Here is a 22,505-nt window from a genome sequence, read left to right as displayed (position 1 = left end):
GGGGCGTAAAGTTATACGATCGGCGCCCGTTTTTACTCAACTTTCACGCGGGGATTTGTTCTTTTGTAAGGTCTCTTTCACCTGACCGATCAACTGACGGCGGAAATCCCCCAGTCGCGGTTTATCATCATCAATCCACGGTAATGGACGGCACAGCTCCATCGCTTTAATCCCCAAACGCGCGGTTAACAAGCCCGCGCCAATACCCTGCGCGGCACGCGTAGATAACCGGGCCGCTAAATCCTGCGACATCCAGTCCATCCCCACTTCCCGCACCAGCTCGCTGGCCCCGGCAAAAGCGATATTTAACAGTACCAGACGAAACAGACGCAGGCGGCTGTAATAGCCGAGTTCGATGCCATACAGCGTCGCTATACGGTTAATCAACCGCAGATTTCGCCAGGCAATAAACGCCATATCCACCAACGCTAACGGGCTGACCGCAATCATCAGCGTGGATTCTGCCGCAGAACGACTGATCTCACGTCGTGCTTGCGCATCCAGCACTGGCTGCACCAGGTGGGCATACAGGCTCACAACTTCCCGATCATTTTGCGTTTCATGGATAGAGGCATACCAGCGTTGTAGCGCAGGGTGAGACTGATCGATACCCGCCTGTTGCGCCAACTGCTCACAAAATGCGCGGCCTTTCCCGGTTCCGTGACTGTGTAACAGATCACGCGCTTCATCACGCTCGTGCGCGCGTTGACGTAAACGCCACAGCCGACGCCACTCGGTTGCCACCGACCCCACGCCTGCGCCAATAATCAGCGCACCCGCAGCACAGCCCCCCAACGCGACCCAGTCCTGAGTCTGCCAGGCGTTCATCGTCCACTGCACGCCCTGAGCAACCACACTGATACCAAACAGTGCCAGCCCGCCCATCACCATTTTGCGCCACAGGCTGCGTTTAGGACGTAATGCGGCATCAATAACGGCTTCAGCCTGACCTTCGTCTTCCAGCGGTTCATCCACTGTCGCCGGAGAAAAAGTCTGCGCTTCGGTATCGTTGAACATTTGCTGTGCTTTAAATGCCGTGTTTGGTTCCACTTCCAGTGGACCTGAGAAATCGATACGCGGTTTTAACGGCTCGCTCATCGCAATTTATCTCCTATTAAAAACTCCAGCGCGGCATCCAGGCGAATATGCGGTAAGGGTTTATCCACATCCATGACCTGCGGGCGAAAGGCTTCAAACTGGAAACCCTGGCTGTCCCAAAATGCCTGGCCCGGTAAACGCGCAGGGACCTCTCCCGGATAGACGGTCAACGGCTCGCCGTCGCTCAGACGATTGCCGCGCAGCGCGGGGATCTTCTCGCCCTTCACATCAATCAGCCCGCTGGTGGTTGCCTGCACCGATGCCAGTCCCAGACAGTCCATACTGATGCCTTCAAACGCAGCATTTTGCCAGGCATCCTGAATCAATTGCTGCAACAACGACACCATATTGGCATGTTGATCGATCGTAACGTGGTCGGCCTTGGTGGCAGCGAACAGCAACTTATCGATTACCGGCGAGAACAACCGGCGGAACAACGTGCGCTGCCCATAATGAAAGCTTTGCATCAGTTGTGTCAGCGCCAGTCGCATATCGTTAAACGCCTGTGGTCCGCTGTTAAGCGGTTGCAGGCAATCGACCAACACAATCTGGCGATCAAAGCGCAGGAAGTGATTCTTGTAGAACCCTTTCACGACCTTTTCGCAGTAGTAATTAAACCTGTCGCGCAACATGCCTGCATTGGTGTGTTTATCCGCTTGTGCCAGTTTTGACTCGCCAAAGGCATCAACATCCGGCCACGGGAAAAATTGCAGCGCAGGTGCGCCAGCCATGTCCCCCGGCAGCACAAAGCGCCCGGGCTGAATAAAATGCAATCCCTGCTGTTTGCACTGATGCAGATAATCTGTCCACGCCGCGGCGATGTCCGCCAGACGGTTTTCGTCAGCAGGCGCCAGCGGGTCAAGCCCCTCGCATAGCTGCCGCCATCTGGCCGACCATTCACCTCGCTGCCCCTGCAATAATCCGGTCATTTGCCGTGACCAGCCAAGGTAATCCTGGGCCAGCATTGGTAAATCAAGCAGCCATTCCCCCGGATAATCGACGATCTCCAGGTACAACGTGGACGTATCTTTAAAGTGACGCAGCAAAGAATCGTTGGATTTGTAGCGCAACGCCAGGCGAATTTCACTGACGCCACGCGTCGGCGTCGGCCAGGTTGGCGGAGAGCCATAAAGCTGGGCCAGTCCCTCGTCATAGGTAAAGCGCGGAATACCAAAATCGCGCTGAGGAACCCGCTTTACGCCAAGCAGACGCTCTTCACGCACACAGCTGAGCAACGGCAGACGAGCACCGGCATGAATATTGAGTAACTGGTTTACCATTGCGGTAATAAACGCTGTTTTACCGCTGCGGCTAAGTCCGGTGACAGCCAGGCGCAGATGCCGATCTACGCCGCGATTAACCAGCGAGTTGAGTTCATTTTTAAGTCGCTTCATCGCCATCCCGTTATGCTGAAGGAACCGAAGAAATTATAACAAACAGGGAGTAAACATAAGGTTTAATACTGGGTTATCAACTCCCTGAAAGAAATCAGGCGACATCGTTCATGTCGCCTTTAGCCAAAAGAAAGCAATTGCGGATTATTTATTCTCTACTTTAGGAAGATGAATCCCGCTGATGCCGCCTTCGTTGGTTACCTGTGTATAGCCCATCCCGGTCAGCATGTCTTTTGCCATCCCGGATTGACGACCTGAGTTGCAATACAGCTTCACGGTGTCGGTCTTATCAGGGACTTCTGCCGCAATTCGAGCCTGCAAATCCTTTAAAGGGATGTTGATGGCCCCCTGAACGTGTTCCTGCTGATATTGTTCAGGAACACGAACATCAATCCAGTGCTCCGCCGCAAACACCGGCATGCCGATGACCAGCGCCAGCGCGAATACGCCTTTTTTCAACATAGTATCGTTCCGTTAAATGATGGAAAGTCACCTAACACTATATACTTGATCTTAAGGAAATATTGCGAGCGTACTATCACTGGCTATAGCGTTGGGAAATTTTCCTGGCAACCTTGCTCAATAACGGCTCCAGTACCAACACCAGCAACATTTTTAACGGACGGCGGGCCACGGATTTCACCGCCCACCCCGCAACGCCCGCAGGGCCGTAGCGAAGTGCAGTAAGAAGCACCAGCTTGCCTGCTATTTTAAAGCCCGGCTTAACCCTTTGCCCGGCACGTTGCCAGCGATTATTCATTTCAATCCTCACAATTGACGGAAACGACTGCGCAATGTGAAGGTATCCGATGTCACATAACGCTCCATTTCACGCAAACGCTTTTCACTCGCGGCCAGTTCACGATCGACGGAATCCAGCAGTTCTCCGCTCGATGGCTGTTGTTCGCCAGATGCGACGTTGTCTGGCATTGGGTCCAGCACAAACGTCAACACGATGTAGGCAACTACGGTGAAAAAGGCCAGACCAAAAAAGACTGACAGTACCACCAGGATCCTTACCAGCTTCACGGGGACATCAAGATAGTGCGCAATACCGGCACAGACCCCTTTAACCATGCCCTGCTGCGGGATACGCCACAGTTTTTTGTTCAGATTAACGCCCCCCATTAGCGGTCCCTCCAGTTTGGATGTTCGGCATCAAGGATATCTTCCAGCGCCTGAATACGTTCACGCATACGCTGTGCATCATTGTTGAGTTCCACCAGACGTTGCTGATCGCTTTGCGACAGTTCACCACGGCTGGAACGGTTGCTGTAATGCAGCCACAGCCAGATCGGCAAAACGAACAGCACAAAGATAGTTAACGGAATGGCCAGAAATAGCGCGCTCATGAGTACTCCTTACAGGTGATGAGCGGCGGCGCGTTCGGGCGCCGCCAGTAGTTATTATTGCTTGTCTTGCTGCATTTTGGCTTTAAGCTGCGCCAGCTGCTCGCTGATTTCATCATCTGCTTTCAGGTCAGCAAATTGCTGATCCAGAGATTTTTGCTTACCGAAGTTATGGCTTTCGGCTTCCGCTTCCATCTGATCAATGCGGCGCTCAAAAGATTCAAAGCGGGCCATTGCTTCATCCAGTTTGCCGCTATCCAACTGACGACGGACATCGCGGGAAGAACTCGCCGCCTGATGACGCAACATCAATGCCTGCTGACGAGCCCGGGTTTCACTGAGTTTGTTTTCCAGCTCACCAATCTCTTTTTTCATCCGCGCCAGCGTATCGTCAACCAGCGTCACTTCATGCTCCAGAGAAGCAATTAAATCGGTCAGTTTCTGCTTTTCAATTAATGCAGAACGCGCCAGATCTTCTTTCTCTTTACGCAGCGCCAGCTCAGCTTTTTCCTGCCACTCCGCCTGCTGCGCACTGGCCTGTTCAATCCGGCGGGACAGCTGTTTCTTTTCTGCCAGTGCACGCGCTGAGTTAGATCGAACCTCAACCAGCGTGTCTTCCATTTCCTGAATCATCAACCGCACCAGTTTCTGCGGATCTTCGGCCTTTTCCAGCAACGCATTAATATTGGCGTTCACGATGTCGGCAAAACGAGAAAAAATACCCATAATGTAATCCTCACTTACTGTTCTGATATCGGGCAATGCCCTGCTGCTTCCATAATGCACTTGTCGTGCCAACTTTATATATTGTTGATTTTAAATATAATATCTAATTTTACCTGACGAGATAATTAGGGTAAATTGGTGAATAACACTAACAAATGGTGAATTTCATCATGGCAGGATACAAAGATACCCTTCTGGGAGAAGCAAACAGCTTCATTGAAGTGCTGGAACAAGTCTCCCATCTGGCCCCCCTGGAAAAACCCGTGTTGGTTATCGGTGAGCGTGGCACGGGAAAAGAGTTAATCGCCAACCGTCTGCACTACCTTTCCACGCGCTGGCAAGGACCGTTTATTTCACTTAATTGTGCGGCACTCAACGAAAATTTACTCGATTCAGAACTCTTCGGCCACGAAGCTGGCGCTTTTACCGGGGCGCAAAAACGCCATCCTGGTCGCTTCGAGCGTGCCGACGGTGGCACACTTTTTCTTGATGAACTGGCAACTGCGCCGATGCTGGTACAGGAGAAATTACTGCGCGTTATTGAGTATGGAGAACTCGAGCGCGTAGGCGGTAGCCAGCCGCTACAGGTTAACGTGCGCCTGGTCTGTGCTACCAATGCCGACTTACCGAGAATGGTCAGTGAAGGTACTTTCCGCGCAGACCTGTTGGATAGACTGGCCTTCGATGTCGTGCAACTTCCGCCTTTACGGGAGCGAAAAAGCGACATCATGTTGATGGCCGAACATTTTGCGATTCAAATGTGCCGCGAGATTGGATTACCGCTGTTTCCCGGTTTTAGCACACAAGCCAGAGAAACACTTCTCCACTATCGCTGGCCGGGCAATATCCGTGAATTGAAAAACGTTGTTGAACGCTCGGTATACCGCCATGGTACCAGCGAATATCCGCTGGACGAGGTAGTGATAGATCCGTTTAAGCGCCACACCACAGACGTTCAGCAGCAGGAAACCCACCCTATAGCGGCAACGTTACCGCTGGATCTCCGCGCATTCCAGCAGCAGCAAGAAAAGACGTTTCTGCAAACCAGCCTACAACAGGCAAAATTCAACCAGAAAAAGGCCGCCGAACTGCTGGGGCTGACGTACCATCAGCTACGTGCGTTGCTTAAAAAACACCAGATTTAGCGATGCATTACCGACCGTTAAGCGCCTTCATGTGCAAAATCCTCCACAACGCACATTGAAATAGTACCGTTTAACGGTTCCCGCATATCACCATTCTTGCATAAGTTTCATACTGCCCTTGCAATGAATGAACGTTCATTCATATAATCATCACAAGGCGACCAACACGGATACGCCTTGACGCTCCTCTTTAGAAACTGACGGCAGGTAAATTATGGCCAAAAAAACGCTTCGACTTTCATTCCCCCAGTGGCAGGGAGGCAACAATCCCCCCTATCATCTCGGATCACTTCTGTTGTCCTTTCTCTCGCCTGAAGCAAAAGGCCCCGTCGAGGATGTTCCCGTTGCTTTACCAGAAAGTGAACCGCTGGGTGTAATCGATGGCATTACTGGTAAACCACAGATCCTTAAACAGTTGAACGATGCCGCGACGCGTATTGAAAAACACGATCCCGACGCGATTGTCGTATTGGGCGGTGACTGCCTGGTTTCTTTGGTGCCCTTCGCGCATCTGCTGCATAAGTACGGTGATAAGCTGGGCGTGCTGTGGATCGACTCTCACCCCGACGTGCAGACGGCTGAACAGTATCCAAATGCGCATGCCCATGTTCTTGGCGCGCTGATCGGCACGGGCGATAAAGATTTAGTGGACCACGTCACACACAAGGTTTCTCCGTCAAAAATTATGATTGCCGGTATTCACGATCCGCTTAAATACGAAAGCGACTATCTGGCGCATCAGCGGATTGCGACGGCTGGCCCTGATGATGTCAAAAACGGTGCCAACGAGGTTATGGCGTGGATTGCCCGCGAGCACATTGAATATCTGGCGATTCATCTTGATCTGGATGTTCTGGACCCGTCACTTTTCCGTTCTGTTTTGTTCGCCAAACCAGGCCGAGGGGAACATGATTTTGGCGATGTGGCCGAGGGTAAACTGACTATTGAAGATGTGCTTAAACTGGTTAATCTTGCCACGGCAAACGCCGAGACCGTCGGGCTTACCATTGCTGAACATCTGCCGTGGGATATGGTGAACCTCAAGAATATGCTCAGCGCATTACCTCTCATGAAGTAACGCAAGATATCGATAAATCTCATCGCTGGTTCCAGGCCTTAAAGCGCGGTAAAGTTTCGCTATAGATTCAAAGATAAAGGTCGATATGCTAAAGAATACTGAAACCTACCATAAGCTGATTACCGCTGCTGCAGCCTGTTTTGCTGAGAAAGGATTCAGTGCAACCAGCGTGCGCGAAATTTCCACGCGTGCAGGTATCAGCCAGGGAGCCATGTACACTTACTTCAAAAGTAAGGATGAGCTTATACGGGCAATCGTTCTGGAAGAGCAAAACACTGCGCTGGCTGCCCATAATGAGCCCTGTAGCGGATCGTTTTTTGATCGTCTTTGCAAGCAGGTCGTTTCTTGCATTAGCGATGTCGGTTACCCTGTCACGCACCACCTTTGGGTAGAAATCATGGCCGAATCGGCACGCAACCCGGAGCTCAGGGAAGCGTTTATCGCCAGTGATAACATCATGCGGCAAAGCATTGCGGGAATAATTGCGCAAGGTATCGCCGCAGGAGAGTTTCGTCGGGATATTGACCCGGAAGCTATCACCATCATTCTGTTTGCATTTATTGACGGGCTGATTGCCCGTAAGGCTATTAACCCTGCGTTCTCATTGGCCACAGATGTGCCAGCGTTCCCTGATTTAATGTCAAAGCTGCTCAAATAAAACACTTCCCTCGCCTACTTTCCGATCTTTCCCTTGCCCACTTCGCGCCAGAAGTGGGTATTGCGGACATCAACACAATCAATACATAACGTATCAGTTTATACAATTAATGGTGAATTGCAGCTGAGCTCCCGACCACGAGTAAAAGCAAAAAATTATTTCTGCGCTTTCATCATTCTTACCCCACAGGGGTGCGTCGCTGAAAAAAGAGACTGGATGCCTTAATGTCGATGGTGTATAAAATAATACAAACAGTATTATTTTATACTAAATGAATCATCGTTACTTAAGCTGGAGATTAAACCATGCCCACCAATATTACCCTGAACACAACGACGGATAGCTTCCCGCCAGCGGGCCATTACTCACATAGTGTGACTGCCGGAGGATTCGTTTTCATTTCCGGACAGCTTCCTGTCACCGCTAATGGCGAAAGAAAAGCGGATGCGTCTTTTGAAGAACAGACCAGACTGGCTCTACAGAATGTTGATGCTTGTCTGGCAGGAGCCGGTGTTTCTCGTCAGCAACTGGTATCGGTACGCGTCTATGTCACGGACATTAACCAGTGGCCGACGTTTAATCGGATCTACGGCGAATGGATCGGTGATTCCCGTCCAGCCCGTGCTGTCGCTGGCGTTGCAGAGCTTCATTATGGCTTTGCCGTAGAAATTGAAGCCATCGCGTTAGCACAACAAGTGTGACTTTTAACTGCTACAGGTGAACAACAATGACTGAAATGACACAACCTGATTACCACGATGTTGCCGCGGCCGCTGAGCGCATCGCAGATTATGCTAACAAGACACCGGTTATGACATCACGAACGGTGAATGAAGAGTTTGGCGCTGACGTTTTCTTTAAATGCGAAAACTTCCAGCGGATGGGGGCATTTAAGTTTCGCGGCGCGATGAACGCTTTGCGCCAGTTTACGCCACAGCAGCGCGCAGCCGGCGTCGTGGCTTTTTCATCCGGAAACCATGCTCAGGCAATTGCCCTGTCCGCAAAATTGCTGGGTATTCCGGCGACAATTATCATGCCACACGACGCGCCAGCCGCTAAAGTTGCGGCCACGAAAGGATATGGCGGACATGTCGTGATGTACGACCGTTACACTGAAGATCGTGAGAAAATTGGCCGGGATCTGGCAGAAAAACAGGGACTGACGCTGATCCCACCTTACGATCACCCGCACGTTATTGCAGGCCAGGGTACCGCCACGAAAGAATTGATTGAAGAAGTTGGTGCTCTGGATGCCCTTTTTGTTTGTCTGGGCGGTGGCGGTCTTCTATCGGGTTCCGCACTGGCCGCGCGACACTTGTCCCCTGATTGTCTTATCTATGGTGTAGAGCCTGAGGCAGGCAACGACGGTCAACAGTCGTTTCGCAGTGGCAAAATTGTGCATATCGATACGCCGAAAACCATTGCTGATGGCGCGCAAACCCAACATCTTGGACAGCATACCTTTCCACTGATCCAGAAACATGTTAACGATATTCTGACGGTTTCAGATGATGAATTAATTGCCGCAATGAAATTTATCGCGGAACGAATGAAAATGGTCGTGGAGCCAACGGGCTGTCTTGGTTTTGCCGCCGCAAGAGCGCGAAAATCGGACCTTCGTGGAAAGAAAATCGGCATTATCATCAGTGGCGGCAATGTTGATATCAGCCGCTACAGTGAATTCCTTGCCGGGTAATCTCATTAAGGTATCTGCGATGCGGATACCTTATCGCTATGCGCCTGTTCCAGTCTGGAAAATAAGCCCCAGGACGCTGTAAACTGGCCGCCATAATGGCAACAGGCATCACTGCAGGAGACTGGCATGCCAAAAACCGACGATAACTCGCTACTCAATCAAATTGATATCATCGCCAAAGGACTGAGCGACACCTTCTCTCCGTTTTGCGAGGTTGTGGTTCATGACCTCAAGAACCCTGAGCATGCGATCTTATCCATACACAATAATCTGTCCGGCCGCAAACCTGGCCAGCCCGCAACGGAGCTTGGCCTGGCACGGATCGCATCAGCTGATTTTCCCAACATTGTTGCCAACTACAGCAATCAGTTTGCGGATGGTCGCCCGGTAAAAAGTACCTCTATTGGCATCAAGGACGAACAAGGCAAATACGTCGCGGCGCTTTGCCTGAATGTTGATATGACGCTATTTCGCGGGATGCAGAGTGCGCTGGCACGGTTTACTGAAACCGAGTGCTCACCTGTCAGCGAACACCTCGACCCTGGCAGTAATGAAGTGATTCGCCAGCGTATTGATGATTTTGCAGCTAAACGCGCAACAACGGCGAGAGCGCTGAAAACAGAAGACAGAAAGGTACTGATTCAACAATTGCGTAAAGAAGGTTTACTGAACGTACGAAAATCCATGGATACGGTGGCGCAGCATCTGGGCGTGTCCAGAGCAACCGCCTACCTGTACGCCCGTCAGGCTAACGCTATCGGCGAATAAGTTGGTCGTTTGACGCGAGGACTGTAATCAGTTTACCATGATGCAAATACTGTATAAAAAAACAGGATTAGCATTATGACTCTAGCGTTAGTAGGCGAAAAAATTGACAGGAATCGCTTTACCGGGGCGAAAATTGAAAACAGCACGTTTTTTAACTGCGACTTTTCTGGCACCGACCTTAGTGGCACTGAATTTATCGGTTGTCAGTTTTACGACCGTGAGAGCCAAAAAGGGTGTCATTTCAGCCGAGCTATCCTGAAGGATGCCATCTTTAAAAGCTGTGATTTATCAATGGCAGACTTCAGAAATGTCAGCGCACTGGGTGTTGAAATCCGCGAATGCCGCGCTCAAGGTGCGGATTTTCGCGGCGCAAGTTTTATGAATATGATAACCACGCGCACCTGGTTCTGCAGCGCATACATCACCAACACCAACCTGAGTTACGCCAATTTTTCAAAAGTCGTGTTAGAAAAGTGTGAGCTGTGGGAAAACCGTTGGATTGGCACGCAGATACTCGGCGCAACATTTAGCGGCTCCGATCTCTCTGGTGGTGAGTTTACGTCGTTCGACTGGCGAGCTGCGAACTTCACGCATTGCGATCTGACCAATTCTGAACTGGGTGATTTAGATGTTCGGGGCGTCGATTTACAAGGCGTTAAGATAGATAGCTACCAGGCCTCTTTGATCATGGAACGGCTTGGGATTGCCATTATCGGTTAGCCCTGGCTAAGCAAGCCCGCAATACACCAGGGAGCGGTGAATCCCCGCCCCTGTGTATCTGTTCTGTTACCCCTCAGGCATTGCTGAAGAATGGTGGGTGGAAATTTTCCACGCCTTCCCATCCCACGCGTAAGTAAACGTATACCGGGCCGAAACGGTCGATTTATCTGCGAAGGTGAAGGTATAAGTACCAGCATCAATCGCCTTATTACAGCCAAGGCGAATAGTTCGACTGTCAATTTTCCCGGTCGGTTTCTTCGCCAGGAAATGTTCAAAATAATCCTCACGTTCAGCATCTGTTAACCGGGCTTTATTCGATACTGTGGGCAGTAATACGGCATCACTAAGATAATTTTCGGAGACCGTCTTCGCGTTACCCGTTTTCAGTGATTCATTCCACTTGTCGAATAGTGCTTCGATTTGTGCTTTGTCCACCTTCACACATTCTGGAGCCGTCGTTGCAAAAACGGGGCCCGATAAAAAGATCAGTGAAACGGCAAAACCAAGTAATTTCTTCATAGTAATCATTCCATTAATGGTTAGATGGCCACAAGAAGGTCATTGATAACCGGATAGTCAAATCACCTGTAATAACCAATAGAAACCATTAACATACGCCGGGTGTAGAAAATAAAGACGTCAGAAAAAATGGATAAGTAATACGATGAAATAATTAGATATTTTGGCATTGTTGCTCTGTAATTAACATACACCACTACCTGAATGATTATAGTTCAGCATGCATATGATTTCTGTCCCCTTCCTGATTCTCTTTAACGCTATCCCTTCCTTAAGGTTCGGTACTTACGCCACTCCAGCACATAAATTTGGCATAGCTATACCCTCACGAGGCTCGCGCTTCGTTTATTATGGGTCAGATGAGGCATGAAAATGCTAAGATAGTTTATGAGTTATATTCAAAGTGGAGCGCTGGTATGAATATTGACCAGGCCGCAACGTTGAATTTGCAACTAACGGTATGGTTGCCCCCAAACTCAAACGGTAATGGCGAATGTCATTAAATATTAGTAAGATAGCTTCTTTATTCATAGTCCCTTAAAATTATGCGCCTGGTTTTATCAACTCTGATCGTGATGGCTGGACTTCTGAGTGGTCAGGCTGTTGCCGCGCCTCTGCAGACCACGCACGCTGATATCCGTGACAGCGGCTTTGTCTATTGCGTCAGCGGGCAAGTCAATACATTCAACCCACAGAAAGCGAGCAGCGGCCTGATTGTCGACACCCTGGCTGCCCAACTCTATGACCGGCTGCTTGATGTGGACCCGTACACCTACCGACTGGTGCCAGAACTGGCTGAGAGCTGGGAAGTGCTGGACAACGGCGCAACCTACCGTTTCCACTTGCGCCGCGACGTCTCGTTTCAAAAGACGGCCTGGTTTACGCCTACCCGTAAGCTAAATGCAGATGATGTGGTGTTTACCTTCGAGCGCATCTTTGACCGCCACCATCCGTGGCACAACGTCAATGGCAGCAGCTTTCCCTACTTCGATAGTCTGCAATTCGCTGACAACGTGCAAAGCGTGCGCAAGCTGGATAACAACACGGTTGAATTTCGTCTGACTCAGCCAGATGCCTCCTTCCTGTGGCATCTGGCGACACACTATGCCTCCGTAATGTCGGCTGAATATGCCACACAACTGGCCAAACAGGATCGCCAGGAATTACTCGACAGGCAGCCCGTCGGCACCGGACCGTTCCTGCTTTCAGAAAACCGCGCGGGACAATATATTCGGCTACAACGCCACGAGAAATTCTGGCGCGGCACGCCTCTGATGCCACAGGTCGTTGTGGATCTCGGTTCAGGCGGAACCGGACGGTTATCAAAGCTTCTGACCGGGGAGTGCGACGTTCTGGCCTGGCCCGCGGCCAGTCAGCTCACCATATTACGTGATGACCCTCGTCTGCGCCTGACGCTGCGTCCTGGAATGAACATTGCCTATCTGGCATTCAACACCAATAAACCGCCGCTGGATAACCCTGCCGTGCGGCATGCGCTGGCGCTGGCCATTAATAACCAGCGTCTGATGCAGTCTATCTACTACGGTACAGCAGAAACTGCGGCATCTATTTTACCCCGCGCCTCGTGGGCTTATGACAACGAAGCTAAGATTACTGAATACAACCCGGCTAAATCCCGTGAGCAGTTAAAAGCACTGGGACTGGAGAACCTGACGTTGCAACTGTGGGTCCCGACCAGCTCTCAGGCCTGGAACCCGAGTCCGCTGAAAACAGCGGAACTGATCCAGGCAGATATGGCGCAGGTGGGTGTGAAAGTGAAGATCATCCCGGTTGAAGGTCGTTTTCAGGAGGCGCGATTAATGGATATGAACCATGATCTGACGTTGTCCGGTTGGGCGACGGACAGTAACGATCCTGACAGTTTTTTCCGACCGCTGCTCAGTTGTGCCGCTATCAACTCACAGACCAACTTCGCGCACTGGTGTAATCCGCAGTTCGACAACATACTGCGCAAAGCATTGTCTTCGCAGCAGCTCTCCTCACGTATTGACGCCTATGACGAAGCACAAAATATCCTGGCGCAAGAGTTGCCAATCCTGCCGTTGGCCTCATCATTGCGTCTACAGGCTTACCGCTATGACATCAAAGGTCTGGTGCTAAGTCCGTTCGGGAATGCCTCCTTTGCCGGGGTTTCCAGGGAAAAGACTGATGAGGTGAAAAAACCATGATTATCTTCACCTTGCGTCGCTTCTTATTGCTGCTGGTCACCCTGTTCTTCCTGACATTCATTGGGTTCAGCCTGAGCTACTTCACCCCCCATGCGCCGTTACAAGGCGCATCGCTGTGGAACGCCTGGATATTCTGGTTCAACGGTCTGATTCACTGGGATTTTGGCGTTTCCAGCATTAACGGTCAGTTAATCTCAGAACAGCTGAAAGAGGTTTTCCCAGCCACGATGGAACTGTGTATTCTGGCCTTTGGGTTTGCGCTGATGGTCGGGATCCCTATCGGCATGCTGGCCGGCATCACACGTAATAAATGGCAGGATCGCTGCATCAGCGCATTGGCTCTGATGGGGTTTTCTATTCCCGTTTTTTGGCTGGCGCTACTGCTGACGCTCCTCTTCTCACTGACTCTCGGCTGGTTACCCGTTTCGGGACGCTTCGATTTGCTTTACGAAGTAAAACCGGTGACCGGTTTCGCCATTATTGATGCGTGGATCTCTGACTCCCCCTGGCGCGACGAAATGTTGGTCAGCGCAATCCGTCATATGGTGCTTCCGGTATTGACGCTTGCCGTCGCGCCCACGACGGAGGTCATCCGCCTGATGCGTATCAGCACCATTGAGGTCTTCGATCAGAACTATGTTAAAGCGGCAGCCACGCGCGGTTTGTCACGCTTCACCATTCTGCGTCGCCACGTATTGCACAACGCCCTTCCGCCGGTCATTCCTCGTCTTGGATTACAGTTTTCCACCATGCTGACGCTGGCGATGATCACCGAGATGGTCTTTAGCTGGCCAGGGCTGGGGCGTTGGTTGATTAACGCGATTCGCCAGCAAGATTACGCCGCTATTTCGGCTGGTGTGATGGTGATTGGCTCCCTGGTTATTATCGTTAACGTCATCTCTGATATTTTGGGTGCCATGGCTAACCCTCTGAAACATAAGGAATGGTATGCCCTACGATAGCGTATATAGCGAGAAGCGCCCGCCCGGAACGCTACGCACCGCATGGCGTAATTTTTATGGCGATGCTTCTGCGATGGTGGGTCTGTACGGTTGTGCGGGACTGGTCATTCTGTGTGTGTTTGGTGGCTGGTTTGCCCCTTACGGCATCGATCAGCAATTTCTCGGCTACCAACTGTTGCCACCGTCCTGGTCACGCTATGGCGAAGTGTCATTCTTCCTCGGAACCGACGATCTGGGTCGCGACGTATTAAGCCGACTGCTCAGCGGCGCGGCCCCGACCGTTGGCGGCGCGTTTGTCGTTACCCTCGCCGCCACACTCTGCGGTCTGTTGCTGGGCGTGGTTGCCGGGGCAACGCACGGGCTACGCTCAGCGGTGCTGAACCATATTCTGGATACCCTGCTGTCAATTCCATCGCTACTGCTGGCCATTATTGTGGTGGCTTTTGCCGGGCCACATCTGACGCATGCGATGTTCGCCGTCTGGCTGGCTTTGCTACCGCGTATGGTGCGCTCTGTCTACAGCATGGTGCATGACGAGCTGGAAAAAGAGTATGTCATTGCCGCTCGTCTGGATGGCGCGAGCACGCTCAATATCCTGTGGTTTGCGATTCTGCCGAATATCACTGCCGGTCTTATCACTGAAATCACCCGATCACTGTCAATGGCGATTCTGGATATCGCCGCCCTGGGCTTCCTTGATCTCGGCGCACAACTGCCCTCGCCTGAATGGGGCGCCATGCTCGGCGATGCGCTGGAGTTGATCTATGTTGCGCCATGGACAGTCATGCTGCCCGGAGCGGCAATTATGATAAGTGTGCTGCTGGTAAACCTGTTAGGTGACGGCGTACGCCGCGCAATTATTGCGGGGGTGGAATAATGCCATTACTGGATATCCGCAATCTGACTATCGAATTCAGGACCGGTGACGACTGGGTGAAAGCGGTTGACCGCGTCAGCATGACGCTAAACGAAGGTGAGATCCGTGGACTGGTCGGTGAATCGGGTTCAGGTAAAAGTTTGATCGCTAAGGCCATCTGCGGCGTCGCCAAAGATAACTGGCGCGTTACCGCGGACCGCATGCGTTTTGATGATATCGACCTGTTGCGCCTTTCCGCCCGCGAGCGACGTAAGCTGGTCGGCCATAACGTGTCCATGATCTTTCAGGAGCCGCAGTCTTGTCTGGATCCGTCCGAACGTATTGGACGCCAACTGATGCAAAACATTCCCGCCTGGACTTACAAAGGGCGCTGGTGGCAACGTATTGGCTGGCGCAAACGCCGCGCGATTGAACTGTTGCACCGCGTCGGGATAAAAGATCATAAAGATGCAATGCGCAGTTTCCCTTATGAACTGACCGACGGCGAGTGCCAGAAGGTCATGATCGCCATCGCACTGGCAAACCAACCTCGCCTGCTGATCGCTGATGAACCCACTAATGCGATGGAACCCACAACCCAGGCGCAAATTTTTCGTCTGCTGACCCGACTGAATCAAAACAGCAATACCACCATTTTGTTGATCAGCCATGACCTGCAAATGCTCAGCCAATGGGCAGACAAAATCAACGTAATGTACTGCGGACAAACGGTGGAAACCGCGCCCAGTAAAGATTTGGTGACGATACCCCATCACCCTTATACGCAAGCGTTGATTCGCGCCATTCCTGATTTTGGTAGCGCAATGCCGCATAAAAGCCGCCTGAATACCATGCCAGGAGCAATTCCGTTGTTAGAACAGTTGCCTATCGGCTGTCGTCTGGGGCCACGTTGCCCTTATGCGCAGCGCGAATGCATTGAAACCCCAAGACTGACCGGAGCAAAGAATCATCTCTACGCCTGTCATTTCCCCCTGAACATGGAGAGAGAGTGAGATGGTAGAAACCCTGCTCGAAGTTCGCAATCTGAGCAAAACCTTTCGCTACCGGACGGGATTATTTCGCCGCCAGACCGTCGAAGCCGTTAAACCGCTGAGCTTTACGCTGCGTGAACGCCAGACGCTCGCCATTATTGGCGAGAACGGCTCAGGCAAGTCTACGCTGGCAAAAATGCTGGCTGGGATGGTTGAGCCGAGCAGCGGCGAGCTGCTGATTGACGATCATCCGCTAAAATATGGCGATTATTCATTTCGTAGTCAGCGTATTCGTATGATTTTCCAGGATCCGTCCACGTCGCTTAATCCGCGCCAACGTATTTCGCAGATCCTCGATTTTCCGTTACGCCTGAATACCGATCTGGAGCCAGAACAGCGCCGCAAACAGATTGTGGAAACCATGCGTATGGTGGGTCTGCTACCTGATCATGTTAGCTACTATCCGCATATGCTTGCGCCAGGGCAAAAACAACGCCTAGGGCTTGCCCGTGCGCTGATTTTGCGCCCCAAAGTGATTATCGCCGACGAAGCGCTGGCCTCTCTGGATATGTCGATGCGATCGCAGCTCATCAACCTGATGCTGGAATTACAGGAAAAACAGGGGATTTCGTATATCTATGTGACCCAACACATTGGGATGATGAAACACATCAGCGACCAGGTGTTAGTCATGCATCAGGGCGAAGTTGTCGAGCGCGGCAGTACGGCGGATGTGCTGGCCTCTCCGCTGCATGAACTGACCCGTCGTCTGATTGCAGGGCATTTTGGCGAGGCGCTTACCGCCGATGCCTGGCGGAAAGATCGTTAATGAAATAATAGCCCACCAGGACGGGAGGGCTATCCGTTCAGTCATCAGTGACAAAACCGGGGCAAGAGTAGCGCGTCAACCTCAGAGAACGTGACTGACGGGAAAATTTCACCCTGCATCGCCCAAACGCCGGCGGTGCGGAGCTCCTCGATAAGACGGGTCGTATCTACCCCCTCAACCACAACGCGGTCGCAATACCCCCTGATATTTTTAATCAACACCGGGAATATTGTTTTTTCTACCTGTGACAGGAAGAAGTCGCGATCCATTTTCACAACGTCAAAACGGCCGCACACCAGCGGGCTCGCGCCAATGCTGCCAGAGCCGAGATCGCCCAGCCACAAGGCATTTGGGCCATCACTCAGCGAATTAATCAGCAGGTTGTTCAGGCAAACTGTATTCGACAGAAAGCGCTCTGAGAGTTCCAGCGCAATAAAGGGCATGGAATGTAGGGCCGACTTAATGACGGGATCGCCAATGGCTAATAGCGCCATTTCATCAATAAGGCTTAGCGTACAGAGCAGATTATTGTTCTCGAACCAATCACGTTTTTCTGCAATTAACCGAATTTGTTCAAGCATGAAATTACGTTTTTGTTCGCTACTCCATGCCGAAATGATGGAATCTGCATGTAACGGATGAACCGTCTCAGAGGTGAAGCGGGCGAGCATCTCAACACCCAGCAACTTATCTGTTGTGTCTCTCATCGGTTCCGCGATGAAATGATAGTGCATAAGACCACTCCAATTGATCATAACGTCCTGATAATGCACTTCTAATCATAATCAATCAATAATATCGATCAATGAATCGATATTGATCGATAAAAACAATATATCATAACTAAATGAATATGGTCACATTTTTTGTTTTAAGAATGTTCTTACATTGATATGTTTTAAAACATCGACTAGAGGTCAGATCATACCATTTTAACCCTCTGACGCCTTGTATTTTCACCTTATCCCCCGGCTCTTCTCTGGTTGGATGAGGCAGAACCAGGGGGGAGTGATATACTCCTCACGTGCAATGAATAGTGACAGGCCACCAGGTGCTGACAACGATTCCCTGCCCTCTGAAATGCCGATTACTGCTGCTCCCCGTCTGGTGAATAGCAGAGAAAGATCGTGACACAAGGGGCAAAGAGTGGGATATAATTTCACACCAATTTCGAGTGACCTTGAAATTGCAATCATAACTCATTGATTGCTAAAAAAATAAGTAATGACTATAAGGATTAAAGCTATGGGTTTTCTTTCCGGTAAGCGCATTCTGGTGACCGGTCTTGCCAGTAAACTGTCCATCGCCTATGGTATCGCTCAGGCGATGCACCGCGAAGGCGCTGAACTGGCGTTCACCTACCAGAACGACAAACTGAAAGGCCGCGTGGAAGAATTTGCCGCTCAGCTGGGTTCCAACATCGTACTGCAGTGTGATGTGGCTGAAGACGCCAGCATCGACACCATGTTCGCTGAACTGGGCAAAGTCTGGCCGAAATTCGACGGTTTCGTACATTCCATCGGTTTCGCACCTGCTGACCAGTTGGATGGCGACTACGTGAATGCGGTCACCCGCGAAGGCTTTAAAATTGCTCATGACATCAGCGCGTACAGCTTTGTTGCAATGGCAAAAGCATGCCGTTCCATGCTGAACCCTGGTTCTGCACTGCTGACGCTGTCCTACCTGGGTGCAGAGCGCGCGATCCCGAACTACAACGTAATGGGTCTGGCGAAAGCCTCTCTGGAAGCCAACGTTCGTTATATGGCTAACGCGATGGGTCCTGAAGGCGTGCGTGTGAACGCAATCTCCGCCGGCCCAATCCGTACTCTGGCGGCTTCCGGTATCAAAGATTTCCGTAAAATGCTGGCACATTGCGAAGCGGTTACGCCAATTCGTCGTACCGTTACCATTGAAGATGTGGGCAACTCTGCGGCATTCCTGTGCTCAGACCTGTCCGCCGGTATCTCCGGTGAAGTCGTTCACGTTGACGGCGGCTTCAGCATCGCCGCAATGAACGAGCTGGAACTGAAATAATCTTTCAGACTTCCTCTATGGGCGACGCTCCGTCGCCCATTATTTTTCTCTCCCTTCTCCCTCGCTCGTCGCTATATATGCTTTTCTGATATTTATTATCACTTAACAATCTTTCATCACCTCATTCGCTTACGTCAGGATATCGCAGCGCAAACGATCCGGCGTACAGGTATGACGACGTATCCGGGTCGCCACTTTTTCGATCAAGGAACGCCCATGGAACAACGCCGAATTGAAGGCAAAAGCCACTGGTATCATGAGACACAGTCCAGTACATATCCGCAAGATGTTCTACCTCTGGTGCCCGAAGCCGCACACGTAGAGGACCAATTTTTGCTGGATCTGACGATACCTGCCGTTGTGCTTTTACCCTTTCAGTCCTGGTTAGAACCTGCCCGTAAACTTGCTCAACTTCTCTTCCCAGTGCATGTTGCTCTGGACTCAATGCACACGTTCAGCGCCTATGAGCGTATGAGTACCGCTTTAACCGTCGCACAGGTTTGTGGCGTACAGCGTTTATGTAATCATTATGCTGCACGTCTGGCCCCCCTTCCTGGCCCTAATTCATCCAGGGAAAGCAACCATCGACTGGCGCAAATCACCCAATATGCTCGCCAGCTCGCCAGCTCTCCGGACGTCATCGGCTCACGCGATCGCCAGCATCTGGAGGCGGTTGGCCTCACGACCAGCGACACTGTTCTGATGAATCAAATCGTTGGCTTTATCGGCTTTCAGGCCCGCGTCGTTGCGTTGTTTCAGGCCTGGTTTGGCCATCCTGTGCGCCACATTCCAGGCCTTGATATTCAGCGATTTGCCGAGGCATCCCCCTTTAGTGCAGAAGAAGCACAGTGGCACACCGCCGACCTGCCGCTTGAAAAACATCTTGCCAGCGCAGAAACACATGTCAGCCATACTCCCACTGTGTTGCAAACGCTGGGGCCATTATTGCAACACTCACCTGACGAACTGCCGTTATTTAAAGCGCTTTTTACCAGCACATTACACAGCGATGTGCACTCACGGATATTTTCTCTGGCCTCGCTGCTCACATCGCGGATTAACGGTAGCGTGTCCTGCTTCAATGAGTATGCCCTCTCAGCCACTGAACTCAGTGAGATGATTAGCGTACTTCGCCAGGATGAGCGCCAAATACAGCGCTGGGAGCAACGACATCCGGTTGAGCGCGTCACCCTGCAGGCGGTACAATGGCTAACCCGGGCGCCCGATCGCTTTAGCGCCGCACTGCTTACCCCGTTGCTCGATCAGGGTATACCTTCAGAACAGGCAATAAACGTACTGGCCTGGAGCGGATTGTGCGGATGGCTAAATCGTTTGAAGATCGCGTTGGGCGAGACGTATTAACCGATCCACTTGCTGAAAGAGCGCTTGCTGCGACTGGCAGATTCGCGTAAAACTGTCAGCCGCTCTTTCAGCCACGAAAATAGACAATTATGCTTCAGGACAACCCGCTGCTAGCGCAGCTTAAACAGCAACTACATTCCCAGACGCCACGTGCTGAAGGGGTGGTAAAAGCCACGGAAAAAGGCTTTGGCTTCCTGGAAGTCGATGCACAAAAAAGCTATTTCATTCCACCGCCGCAGATGAAAAAAGTGATGCATGGCGACCGCATTGTGGCGGTTATCCATACGGAAAAAGATCGCGAATCTGCCGAACCGGAAGAACTGATCGAGCCGTTCCTGACGCGCTTCGTGGGTAAAGTTCAGGGGAAGAATGACCGCCTGTCCATTGTGCCGGATCATCCGCTGCTGAAAGATGCGATTCCCTGCCGCGCCGCGCGTGGCGTTGAACATGAATTTAAAGAAGGTGACTGGGCTGTAGCAGAAATGCGCCGCCACCCGCTAAAAGGCGACCGCACCTTCTACGCCGAATTAACCCAATTTATTACCTTCGCTGACGATCACTTCGTTCCGTGGTGGGTCACACTGGCTCGCCATAATCTGGAAAAAGAAGCACCCGATGGCGTTGCCACTGAGATGCTGGATGAGGGCCTGGTGCGTGAGGACTTAACCGCACTGAACTTCGTCACCATCGACAGCGCCAGTACGCAGGACATGGATGACGCACTTTACGCCGAAGAACAAACGGATGGTAAATTGCAGTTAACCGTCGCGATTGCCGATCCTACCGCCTGGATTGCTGAAGGCAGTAAGCTGGATAACATTGCAAAAATTCGTGCATTTACCAACTACCTGCCGGGGTTCAACATCCCAATGTTGCCGCGCGAGCTTTCTGACGATCTGTGTTCTCTGCGCGCTAACGAAATTCGCCCAGTTCTGGCCTGTCGCATGAGCATCACTGCTGACGGTACGATCGAAGACAATATCACCTTCTTCGCAGCAACGATTGAATCGAAAGCGAAGCTGGCCTACGACAACGTCTCTGACTGGCTTGAAGGCTCGGGTGACTGGCAGCCGGAGAATGACGCAATTGCACAGCAGATCCGCCTGCTGCACCGCATTTGTCTGAGCCGTGGCGAGTGGCGCCATAATCATGCTCTGGTATTTAAAGATCGCCCGGATTACCGTTTCGTTCTCGGTGAAAAAGGTGAAGTACTGGACATCGTCGCTGAGCCGCGCCGCATCGCGAACCGCATTGTGGAAGAGTCCATGATTGCGGCGAACATTTGTGCCGCCCGCATACTGCGCGACAAGCTGGGCTTCGGTATTTATAACGTGCATATGGGATTCGATCCGGCGAACGCAGAAGCACTGGCTGCCCTCCTGAAAACCCATGGTATGCACGTTGATGCTGAAGAGGTCCTGACGCTGGAAGGCTTCTGTAAACTGCGTCGTGAACTGGATGCTCAGCCTTCCGGTTTCCTCGACAGCCGCATCCGCCGATTCCAGTCTTACGCTGAGATCAGCACCGAGCCGGGTCCGCATTTTGGTCTGGGCCTGGAAGCTTATGCCACCTGGACCTCGCCTATCCGTAAGTATGGCGACATGATTAACCATCGCCTGCTGAAGGCCGTCATCAAAGGTGAGACAATTTCCCGCCCGCAGGATGATACGACTCTGCAGATGGCTGAACGTCGCCGCCTGAACCGCATGGCTGAACGTGATGTGGGTGACTGGCTGTATGCACGTTTTCTGAATGACAAAGCCGGTACCGACACCCGCTTTGCGGCCGAGATTATTGATGTCAGCCGTGGTGGTATGCGTGTACGTTTAATTGATAACGGCGCGGTAGCCTTTATTCCGGCCCCCTTCCTGCACGCGGTTCGTGATGAACTGGTATGTAGCCAGGAAAGTGGTACGGTGCAGATCAAAGGTGAAGTGGTTTACAAAGTTACCGATGTCATTGACGTCACCATCGCCGAAGTGCGGATGGAAACCCGCAGCGTCATCGCACTCCCTGCCGTATAATACGCAGTAACTCAACGACCTTTCTCTTTTGTGAAAGGTCGTTTTCTTTTTCCCCGCCCAATTGCCTGTCACGCACTACACTTCTTTCATCCAGTCAGATTTATTT

At 51.5% G+C, this 22,505-nt stretch carries 24 protein-coding genes; 15 read left to right on the top strand and 9 right to left on the bottom strand.

What is annotated here, in order from left to right; all coding sequences use genetic code 11:
* Positions 1-36 precede the first annotated feature (36 nt).
* The 7 genes from FDX19_RS04480 to pspA all read right to left on the bottom strand — a co-directional run bounded on the left by FDX19_RS04480 (position 37) and on the right by pspA (position 4,567).
* A complete protein-coding gene (locus FDX19_RS04480) occupies positions 37-1,098 on the bottom strand; it encodes a YcjF family protein (RefSeq protein ID WP_137381746.1) in 1,062 nt (353 codons plus the stop codon).
* Positions 1,095-2,492, bottom strand: coding sequence for a YcjX family protein (locus FDX19_RS04475; protein ID WP_137381745.1), 1,398 nt, complete (start codon positions 2,490-2,492; stop codon positions 1,095-1,097). The genes FDX19_RS04480 and FDX19_RS04475 overlap by 4 nt, the downstream gene beginning before the upstream one ends.
* Before the next feature lie 144 nt (positions 2,493-2,636).
* The gene (gene pspE, locus FDX19_RS04470) at positions 2,637-2,954 is read right to left on the bottom strand and encodes a thiosulfate sulfurtransferase PspE (protein ID WP_137381744.1); all 318 of its coding nucleotides are present in this window, start codon (positions 2,952-2,954) and stop codon (positions 2,637-2,639) included.
* Between the two features lie 76 nt (positions 2,955-3,030).
* Positions 3,031-3,252: a phage shock protein PspD gene (gene pspD, locus FDX19_RS04465; protein WP_137381743.1), complete on the bottom strand. Its 222-nt coding sequence runs from the start codon at positions 3,250-3,252 to the stop codon at positions 3,031-3,033.
* 8 nt (positions 3,253-3,260) lie between these two features.
* Positions 3,261-3,620 carry an envelope stress response membrane protein PspC gene (pspC, locus tag FDX19_RS04460; RefSeq protein WP_137381742.1) on the bottom strand — a complete coding sequence of 120 codons (360 nt, stop codon included), beginning with the start codon at positions 3,618-3,620 and terminating at the stop codon, positions 3,261-3,263.
* Positions 3,620-3,844 (bottom strand): envelope stress response membrane protein PspB, encoded by a 225-nt coding sequence (gene pspB, locus FDX19_RS04455; protein ID WP_048211519.1) that lies wholly within the window; start codon positions 3,842-3,844, stop codon positions 3,620-3,622. The genes pspC and pspB overlap by 1 nt, the downstream gene beginning before the upstream one ends.
* Positions 3,845-3,898: 54 nt before the next feature.
* The gene (gene pspA / locus FDX19_RS04450; RefSeq protein WP_003020532.1) at positions 3,899-4,567 is read right to left on the bottom strand and encodes a phage shock protein PspA; all 669 of its coding nucleotides are present in this window, start codon (positions 4,565-4,567) and stop codon (positions 3,899-3,901) included.
* Positions 4,568-4,722: 155 nt separating this feature from the next.
* Between pspA and pspF the strand changes: the two genes are divergently transcribed.
* From pspF to FDX19_RS04415, 7 genes are all read left to right on the top strand, one after another.
* Positions 4,723-5,712, top strand: coding sequence for a phage shock protein operon transcriptional activator (gene pspF / locus FDX19_RS04445; RefSeq protein WP_170974343.1), 990 nt, complete (start codon positions 4,723-4,725; stop codon positions 5,710-5,712).
* A gap of 214 nt (positions 5,713-5,926) precedes the next feature.
* Positions 5,927-6,790, top strand: a complete 864-nt coding sequence (locus FDX19_RS04440) for an arginase family protein (RefSeq protein WP_137381740.1) — start codon at positions 5,927-5,929, stop codon at positions 6,788-6,790.
* Between the two features lie 85 nt (positions 6,791-6,875).
* Complete coding sequence (locus FDX19_RS04435) at positions 6,876-7,448, top strand: TetR/AcrR family transcriptional regulator (RefSeq protein ID WP_137381739.1); 573 nt, start codon at positions 6,876-6,878, stop codon at positions 7,446-7,448.
* A gap of 305 nt (positions 7,449-7,753) precedes the next feature.
* Entirely contained in the window at positions 7,754-8,149 is a 396-nt protein-coding gene (locus tag FDX19_RS04430; RefSeq protein WP_137381738.1) for a RidA family protein, read from the top strand.
* 26 nt (positions 8,150-8,175) lie between these two features.
* Complete coding sequence (locus tag FDX19_RS04425) at positions 8,176-9,144, top strand: threo-3-hydroxy-L-aspartate ammonia-lyase (protein WP_137381737.1); 969 nt, start codon at positions 8,176-8,178, stop codon at positions 9,142-9,144.
* A 126-nt stretch (positions 9,145-9,270) separates the two neighbouring features.
* Positions 9,271-9,912 (top strand): transcriptional regulator, encoded by a 642-nt coding sequence (locus tag FDX19_RS04420; RefSeq protein ID WP_137381736.1) that lies wholly within the window; start codon positions 9,271-9,273, stop codon positions 9,910-9,912.
* A 75-nt stretch (positions 9,913-9,987) separates the two neighbouring features.
* Positions 9,988-10,632, top strand: coding sequence for a QnrB family quinolone resistance pentapeptide repeat protein (locus FDX19_RS04415; protein ID WP_137381735.1), 645 nt, complete (start codon positions 9,988-9,990; stop codon positions 10,630-10,632).
* A gap of 66 nt (positions 10,633-10,698) precedes the next feature.
* Here FDX19_RS04415 and FDX19_RS04410 read toward each other — a convergent pair whose 3' ends face one another.
* Positions 10,699-11,151: an SgcJ/EcaC family oxidoreductase gene (locus tag FDX19_RS04410; protein WP_137381734.1), complete on the bottom strand. Its 453-nt coding sequence runs from the start codon at positions 11,149-11,151 to the stop codon at positions 10,699-10,701.
* Positions 11,152-11,696: 545 nt separating this feature from the next.
* Here FDX19_RS04410 and sapA point away from each other — a divergent pair.
* The 5 genes from sapA to sapF are packed head-to-tail and all read left to right on the top strand — an operon-like array spanning position 11,697 to position 16,979.
* Entirely contained in the window at positions 11,697-13,340 is a 1,644-nt protein-coding gene (gene sapA, locus FDX19_RS04405; protein WP_137381733.1) for an ABC transporter substrate-binding protein SapA, read from the top strand.
* On the top strand, positions 13,337-14,302 hold the full coding sequence (sapB, locus tag FDX19_RS04400) for a peptide ABC transporter permease SapB (protein WP_137381732.1): 966 nt from the start codon (positions 13,337-13,339) through the stop codon (positions 14,300-14,302). The genes sapA and sapB overlap by 4 nt, the downstream gene beginning before the upstream one ends.
* Entirely contained in the window at positions 14,289-15,179 is an 891-nt protein-coding gene (sapC, locus tag FDX19_RS04395; protein ID WP_137381731.1) for a peptide ABC transporter permease SapC, read from the top strand. Before sapB ends, sapC begins: the two co-directional genes overlap by 14 nt.
* Positions 15,179-16,171: a peptide ABC transporter ATP-binding protein SapD gene (gene sapD / locus FDX19_RS04390; protein ID WP_003020556.1), complete on the top strand. Its 993-nt coding sequence runs from the start codon at positions 15,179-15,181 to the stop codon at positions 16,169-16,171. Before sapC ends, sapD begins: the two co-directional genes overlap by 1 nt.
* 1 nt (position 16,172) lies before the next feature.
* Complete coding sequence (gene sapF / locus FDX19_RS04385) at positions 16,173-16,979, top strand: peptide ABC transporter ATP-binding protein SapF (protein WP_005126478.1); 807 nt, start codon at positions 16,173-16,175, stop codon at positions 16,977-16,979.
* 44 nt (positions 16,980-17,023) lie between these two features.
* Here the strand turns inward: sapF and FDX19_RS04380 are convergent, their stop codons facing one another.
* Complete coding sequence (locus tag FDX19_RS04380) at positions 17,024-17,713, bottom strand: EAL domain-containing protein (protein ID WP_137381730.1); 690 nt, start codon at positions 17,711-17,713, stop codon at positions 17,024-17,026.
* Positions 17,714-18,224: 511 nt separating this feature from the next.
* Between FDX19_RS04380 and fabI the strand changes: the two genes are divergently transcribed.
* The 3 genes from fabI to FDX19_RS04365 all read left to right on the top strand — a co-directional run bounded on the left by fabI (position 18,225) and on the right by FDX19_RS04365 (position 22,399).
* Positions 18,225-19,013 carry an enoyl-ACP reductase FabI gene (gene fabI, locus FDX19_RS04375; RefSeq protein ID WP_005126472.1) on the top strand — a complete coding sequence of 263 codons (789 nt, stop codon included), beginning with the start codon at positions 18,225-18,227 and terminating at the stop codon, positions 19,011-19,013.
* A gap of 216 nt (positions 19,014-19,229) precedes the next feature.
* Positions 19,230-20,375 (top strand): carboxymuconolactone decarboxylase family protein, encoded by a 1,146-nt coding sequence (locus tag FDX19_RS04370; protein WP_137381729.1) that lies wholly within the window; start codon positions 19,230-19,232, stop codon positions 20,373-20,375.
* 89 nt (positions 20,376-20,464) lie between these two features.
* Positions 20,465-22,399: an exoribonuclease II gene (locus FDX19_RS04365; RefSeq protein ID WP_137381728.1), complete on the top strand. Its 1,935-nt coding sequence runs from the start codon at positions 20,465-20,467 to the stop codon at positions 22,397-22,399.
* Positions 22,400-22,505: the final 106 nt, after the last annotated feature.

This window comes from Citrobacter sp. wls619 (assembly GCF_005281345.1).
Taxonomy (GTDB): Bacteria; Pseudomonadota; Gammaproteobacteria; order Enterobacterales; family Enterobacteriaceae; genus Citrobacter.
The sequence above is the reverse complement of the archived record's forward strand: the minus strand, read 5'-3'. Positions and strand labels throughout refer to the sequence as shown.

Coding starts and splice junctions, on each gene's coding strand:
- FDX19_RS04420 (WP_137381736.1), top strand. CDS start 9,271: ATGCCAAAAACCGACGATAACTCGCTACTCAATCAAATTGATATCATC.
- FDX19_RS04430 (WP_137381738.1), top strand. CDS start 7,754: ATGCCCACCAATATTACCCTGAACACAACGACGGATAGCTTCCCGCCA.
- sapF (WP_005126478.1), top strand. CDS start 16,173: ATGGTAGAAACCCTGCTCGAAGTTCGCAATCTGAGCAAAACCTTTCGC.
- FDX19_RS04365 (WP_137381728.1), top strand. CDS start 20,465: ATGCTTCAGGACAACCCGCTGCTAGCGCAGCTTAAACAGCAACTACAT.
- FDX19_RS04440 (WP_137381740.1), top strand. CDS start 5,927: ATGGCCAAAAAAACGCTTCGACTTTCATTCCCCCAGTGGCAGGGAGGC.
- sapA (WP_137381733.1), top strand. CDS start 11,697: ATGCGCCTGGTTTTATCAACTCTGATCGTGATGGCTGGACTTCTGAGT.
- pspB (WP_048211519.1), bottom strand. CDS start 3,844: ATGAGCGCGCTATTTCTGGCCATTCCGTTAACTATCTTTGTGCTGTTC.
- FDX19_RS04435 (WP_137381739.1), top strand. CDS start 6,876: ATGCTAAAGAATACTGAAACCTACCATAAGCTGATTACCGCTGCTGCA.
- FDX19_RS04370 (WP_137381729.1), top strand. CDS start 19,230: ATGGAACAACGCCGAATTGAAGGCAAAAGCCACTGGTATCATGAGACA.
- pspE (WP_137381744.1), bottom strand. CDS start 2,954: ATGTTGAAAAAAGGCGTATTCGCGCTGGCGCTGGTCATCGGCATGCCG.
- sapD (WP_003020556.1), top strand. CDS start 15,179: ATGCCATTACTGGATATCCGCAATCTGACTATCGAATTCAGGACCGGT.
- pspD (WP_137381743.1), bottom strand. CDS start 3,252: ATGAATAATCGCTGGCAACGTGCCGGGCAAAGGGTTAAGCCGGGCTTT.
- sapC (WP_137381731.1), top strand. CDS start 14,289: ATGCCCTACGATAGCGTATATAGCGAGAAGCGCCCGCCCGGAACGCTA.
- FDX19_RS04425 (WP_137381737.1), top strand. CDS start 8,176: ATGACTGAAATGACACAACCTGATTACCACGATGTTGCCGCGGCCGCT.
- FDX19_RS04475 (WP_137381745.1), bottom strand. CDS start 2,492: ATGAAGCGACTTAAAAATGAACTCAACTCGCTGGTTAATCGCGGCGTA.
- pspF (WP_170974343.1), top strand. CDS start 4,723: ATGGTGAATTTCATCATGGCAGGATACAAAGATACCCTTCTGGGAGAA.
- FDX19_RS04410 (WP_137381734.1), bottom strand. CDS start 11,151: ATGAAGAAATTACTTGGTTTTGCCGTTTCACTGATCTTTTTATCGGGC.
- FDX19_RS04380 (WP_137381730.1), bottom strand. CDS start 17,713: ATGCACTATCATTTCATCGCGGAACCGATGAGAGACACAACAGATAAG.
- FDX19_RS04480 (WP_137381746.1), bottom strand. CDS start 1,098: ATGAGCGAGCCGTTAAAACCGCGTATCGATTTCTCAGGTCCACTGGAA.
- sapB (WP_137381732.1), top strand. CDS start 13,337: ATGATTATCTTCACCTTGCGTCGCTTCTTATTGCTGCTGGTCACCCTG.
- fabI (WP_005126472.1), top strand. CDS start 18,225: ATGGGTTTTCTTTCCGGTAAGCGCATTCTGGTGACCGGTCTTGCCAGT.
- pspA (WP_003020532.1), bottom strand. CDS start 4,567: ATGGGTATTTTTTCTCGTTTTGCCGACATCGTGAACGCCAATATTAAT.
- pspC (WP_137381742.1), bottom strand. CDS start 3,620: ATGGGGGGCGTTAATCTGAACAAAAAACTGTGGCGTATCCCGCAGCAG.
- FDX19_RS04415 (WP_137381735.1), top strand. CDS start 9,988: ATGACTCTAGCGTTAGTAGGCGAAAAAATTGACAGGAATCGCTTTACC.